At 49.4% G+C, this 391-nt stretch carries 4 tRNA genes; all 4 read left to right on the plus strand.

The features are described from left to right. Positions 1-21: 21 nt before the first annotated feature. The 4 genes from LZ480_RS19740 to LZ480_RS19755 all read left to right on the plus strand — a co-directional run bounded on the left by LZ480_RS19740 (position 22) and on the right by LZ480_RS19755 (position 389). Positions 22-96 (plus strand) — tRNA-Gly (locus LZ480_RS19740). Positions 97-100: 4 nt separating this feature from the next. After that, positions 101-189, plus strand: a tRNA-Leu gene (locus LZ480_RS19745). Positions 190-212: 23 nt separating this feature from the next. Continuing rightward, positions 213-289 (plus strand) — tRNA-Arg (locus LZ480_RS19750). A 23-nt stretch (positions 290-312) separates the two neighbouring features. Next, positions 313-389: transfer RNA gene (locus tag LZ480_RS19755), tRNA-Pro, on the plus strand. Positions 390-391 lie beyond the last annotated feature (2 nt).

A 391-nucleotide genomic window follows, 5' to 3' on the forward strand; every position in this document is an offset into this window, starting at 1 on the left:
ATAAAAAATTCTAAGCATTTTGCGGAAGTAGTTCAGTGGTAGAACACCACCTTGCCAAGGTGGGGGTCGCGAGTTCGAACCTCGTCTTCCGCTCCAAAATGCCGGGGTGGCGGAACTGGCAGACGCACAGGACTTAAAATCCTGCGGTGAGTGATCACCGTGCCGGTTCGATTCCGGCCCTCGGCACCATTTTTTTAAATAAAGAAATTTTAGCGCCCGTAGCTCAATTGGATAGAGCGTTTGACTACGGATCAAAAGGTTATGGGTTCGACTCCTGTCGGGCGCGCCATATATATTTTTCAAATGACAGATCGGAATGTAGCTCAGCTTGGTAGAGCACTTGGTTTGGGACCAAGGGGTCGTAGGTTCGAATCCTGTCATTCCGACCATT

This window comes from Solibacillus palustris (genome assembly GCF_022549215.1).
Lineage (GTDB): Bacteria > Bacillota > Bacilli > Bacillales_A > Planococcaceae > Solibacillus > Solibacillus daqui.